Source organism: Mycobacterium sp. (genome assembly GCF_050701515.1).
In the GTDB taxonomy this organism is placed as follows: domain Bacteria; phylum Actinomycetota; class Actinomycetes; order Mycobacteriales; family Mycobacteriaceae; genus Mycobacterium.
Genome location: NZ_JBOGDB010000196.1, coordinates 1 through 4,091 on the forward strand (window position 1 = coordinate 1; position 4,091 = coordinate 4,091).

Genomic DNA, 4,091 nt, shown 5'->3' on the forward strand with positions numbered 1-4,091 from the left:
CTCCGGGGCCGGCGGCGGGACAAGCGGCGCCCCCGGCTGGCCTGCTGGGGCCTGCGGCTGGCCGCCTTGCGGGGAGCCGGGCGGCTGCCCGTTCTGACCAGCCGGCTGGGCGGGAATCGCGTGCACCACCGGGCGGATGTACAGCCGCGCCGTCTGGCCCAGGTTGCGGGCCTCGCTGCCTTCGGTGCCGGGCACCGTGATCACCAGGTTGTCGCCGTCGATCACCACCTCGGAACCGGAGACGCCCAGACCGTTCACCCGAGCGGTGATGATCTCCTGGGCCTGGGCCAACGCCTCGCCGGTGGGCGCCGAACCGTCAGGCGTGCGCGCGGTAAGCGTGACACGGGTGCCGCCCTGCAGGTCGATGCCCAATTTGGGCTTGGCCTGCTTGTCTCCGGTGAGGAAGACCAACAGGTACACGCCGATCAGTAGCGCCAGGAAGAAGGCCAGGTAGCGGGCAGGGTGCACCGGCGTCGAAGGCGATGCCACGTTTCTTGGGTCTCCTCGAGATCAATTCGTCAGCACCGCAAAGGGTACGTGCCGGTGCTGGGACTGGCGACGGTCAGTCTTTGGGCAGGCGGTTCGGATCGGTGCTCTCCGTGATCTCGGTCGCGCTCGACGAGGGCTCGGAGGCGTCATCGGCGTCGTCGGCGCCCTCATCGAGGTCGTCGGTCATGCGGTCCCGGATGGCGAGCTTCATCCAGGTGGTCACGACGCCGGGGGCGATCTCCAGGTCGACGTCGTCGTCGGTGATGCCGGTGATGGTTGCCTCCAGGCCCGACGTGGTGTGCACGCGGTCCCCGATCTGCAGCGAGTTGTGCAGGTCGATGGTGGCTTGCATCGTTTTCTTCTGCCGCCGCGACGCGAAGTACATGAACGCGCCCAGGATTATGAGTAAAGGTAGGAAGACAACCAGATCCATCGCAGCAACTATCTTTCGTGTCGGTCTTGCGTTGACGGCTCCCGGACGGATGGGTCACGGGGCCTCTCAGTTGACCAGTGTGCCATTGCGGCAGCTGACGGCCGAGTGCGGCTAGCGAGGGGCGTACTCGACCGCGGGTTCGAACCAGGGCTTCTCGCCCTACCGAATGCGCATGAATCTGCGGTCCTGCGTACGCAATCCATGGTGGATTCCGGATCTGACCGAGGATTCCGGTCGCGCGAGGGCTTCTCCGACTAGGCTCGGAGCGCGACGCACACGCCGCGCTGCCACCCCGCAGGAGTCAGATGTGAGCACCCTCGAACAGAGCCGCTACCTGGCCACCGCCATCCCCGGCCCCAAGTCGGAGGCTTTGATCGACCGCAAGGCCGCCGCGGTGTCCCGCGGTATCGGCAACACCATGCCGGTCTATGCCGCACGCGCCGGCGGCGGCATCGTCGAAGACGTGGACGGCAACCGGCTGATCGACCTCGGCTCGGGGATCGCCGTCACCACCGTCGGCAATGCCTCGCCCCGCGTCGTCGAAGCGGTGCGCGAGCAGGTCGCAGACTTCACCCACACCTGTTTCATGATCACGCCCTACGAGGAGTACGTCGCCGTCGCCGAACAGCTCAATCGCCTCACCCCCGGCGGCTACCAGAAGCGCTCGGCGCTGTTCAACTCCGGGTCGGAGGCGGTGGAGAACGCGGTCAAGATCGCCAGGACCTACACCCGCAAGCCGGCGGTGGTGTCGTTCGACCACGCTTACCACGGCCGCACCAACCTGACCATGGCTCTGACCGCGAAGTCGATGCCGTACAAGCACGGTTTCGGGCCGTTCGCGCCGGAGATCTATCGCGCGCCGCTGTCCTACCCGTTCCGCGACGCCGAATTCGGCAAGGAGCTGGCCACCGACGGCGAACTGGCCGCCCGCCGCGCCATCAACGTCATCGACAAGCAGGTCGGCGCCGACAACCTGGCAGCGCTGATCATCGAACCGATCCAGGGCGAGGGCGGATTCATCGTCCCGGCCGACGGCTTCCTGCCCACGCTGCTGGACTGGAGCCGGCAGAACGACGTCGTGTTCATCGCCGATGAGGTGCAGACCGGATTCGCCCGCACCGGCGCGATGTTCGCCTGCGAGCACGAGGGCATCGAGCCCGACCTGATCGTCACCGCCAAGGGCATCGCCGACGGGCTGCCGTTGTCGGCGGTCACCGGCCGCGCCGAGATGATGGATGCCCCGCACGTCAGCGGGCTGGGCGGTACCTACGGCGGAAATCCGGTCGCCTGCGCGGCGGCGCTGGCCACCATCGCGACCATCGAAGCCGACGGCCTGGTGCAGCGGGCACGCCAGATCGAGCAGCTGATGAAGGACCGGCTGCACCGGCTGCAGGCGGAAGACGACCGCATCGGTGACGTGCGTGGCCGCGGCGCGATGATCGCCATGGAACTGGTCAAGTCCGGCAGCACGGAGCCCGACGGTGAGCTGACCATGAAGCTGGCCGTGGGATGTCACAAGGCGGGCGTGATCGTGCTGTCCTGCGGGACCTACGGCAACGTGGTCCGCTTCCTGCCCCCATTGACCATCAGCGACGACCTTCTCACCGAAGGCCTCGACGTTCTGGCCCAAACACTCGCCGACCTCTAGCGAACAGGAGCTGACCGACATGACAAACGTTCAGAATTTCATCGGCGGCGAGCTCGTCGACTCCGTCAGCGGGGCGACCATGCCGCTGGTCGACCCGACCACCGGTGAGGAATACGCCACCGCGCCGGTGTCCAACGAGCAGGACATCGACAACGCCTACGCGGCGGCGTCCAAGGCCTTCGCCGACTGGAAACGCACCACTCCGTCACACCGGCAGAAGGCGATGCTCGACTTCGCCGCCGACGTCGAGAAGAACGCGCAGGCGCTGGTCGAGGCCGAGGGCCGCAACACCGGCAAGCCCAATCACGTGACGATGGCCGAAGAGATCCCGCCGATGGTCGACCAGATCCGGTTCTTCGCCGGCGCGGCAAGGATGTTGGAAGGCAAGTCGGCCGGCGAGTACATGGAAAACCACACATCGTGGATCCGGCGCGAGCCGGTGGGAGTCATCGGGCAGGTTTCGCCCTGGAACTACCCGATGATGATGGCGATCTGGAAGTTCTGTCCCGCCATCGCGGCCGGCAACACCGTGGTGATCAAGCCCAGCGACACCACCCCGGTGACGACGGTGATGCTCGCCGAGATCGCGGCCAAGCACTTCGGACCGGGCGTGCTCAACGTGGTCTGCGGCGACCGCAACACCGGCGCCGCAGTCGTCGCGCATCCCACCCCGGAGATGGTGTCGATCACCGGTTCGATCGCCGCGGGGCGCGCCGTGGCGGTAAGCGCCGGCGGCAATCTGAAGCGCACGCATCTGGAACTCGGCGGCAAGGCGCCGGTGATCGTCTTCGACGACAGCGACATCGACGCCGCCGCAGAGGGAATCGCGGCCGCGGGCTACTTCAACGCCGGCCAGGACTGCACCGCCGCGACCCGGGTCCTCGCCCGCGCGGCGGTGGCTTCCGATCTGACCGATGCGCTGACCGAACAGGCCAAGGGTGCGGCGACGACGTACGGCAAGCCGGCAGACGACGAGGACGCCTGGGTGCCGCCGGTGAACAACGTCAACCAGATGGAGCGGGTGCTGTCCTTCTTCTCCGACGTGCCGTCGCACGCCAAGGTCGCCACCGGCGGACAACGCCAGGGCGACAAGGGTTTCTATGTCGAACCGACGGTCATCGGGGGTCTGTTGCAGGACGACCGGCTCATCCAAGAGGAGATCTTCGGCCCGGTGATCACCGTGCAGTCGTTCTCCGACGAGGACGAGGCGATCGCATGGGCCAACGGCACCGAGTACGGGCTGGCGTCATCGGTGTGGACCAAGGACGTGTCGCGGGCGCTGCGGGTGTCGGCGGCACTGGACTTCGGTTGTGTGTGGATCAATACTCACATCCCGCTGGTCGCCGAAATGCCGCACGGTGGTTACAAGTCGTCGGGTCACGGCAAGGACCTGTCGATGTACGGCCTGGAGGACTACACCCGCATCAAGCACGTAATGGCCTTTACGGGCTAGTTACTTCCTCGCGAAATAGCATTCCTGGTCGTGACGGAGCGCGAAAACCACAGCCAGGAATGCTATTT

The 4,091-nt window shown here is 66.6% G+C and carries 3 protein-coding genes and 1 pseudogene; 2 read left to right on the forward strand and 2 right to left on the reverse strand.

Going from position 1 to position 4,091, the window contains the following annotated elements; translation table 11 throughout:
* Together ACRDU5_RS16030 and yajC are read right to left on the reverse strand one after the other, a co-directional pair.
* A pseudogene (locus ACRDU5_RS16030) lies at nt 1-489 on the reverse strand (protein translocase subunit SecD); the annotation flags it as partial.
* Between the two features lie 73 nt (nt 490-562).
* Entirely contained in the window at nt 563-922 is a 360-nt protein-coding gene (gene yajC / locus ACRDU5_RS16035) for a preprotein translocase subunit YajC (RefSeq protein WP_526615615.1), read from the reverse strand.
* Between the two features lie 307 nt (nt 923-1,229).
* Here yajC and gabT point away from each other — a divergent pair, with 307 nt between their 5' ends.
* Together gabT and ACRDU5_RS16045 are read left to right on the forward strand one after the other, a co-directional pair.
* Entirely contained in the window at nt 1,230-2,570 is a 1,341-nt protein-coding gene (gene gabT, locus ACRDU5_RS16040; RefSeq protein ID WP_526615616.1) for a 4-aminobutyrate--2-oxoglutarate transaminase, read from the forward strand.
* Nucleotides 2,571-2,589: 19 nt separating this feature from the next.
* Entirely contained in the window at nt 2,590-4,023 is a 1,434-nt protein-coding gene (locus ACRDU5_RS16045) for a gamma-aminobutyraldehyde dehydrogenase (RefSeq protein WP_526615618.1), read from the forward strand.
* Nucleotides 4,024-4,091 lie beyond the last annotated feature (68 nt).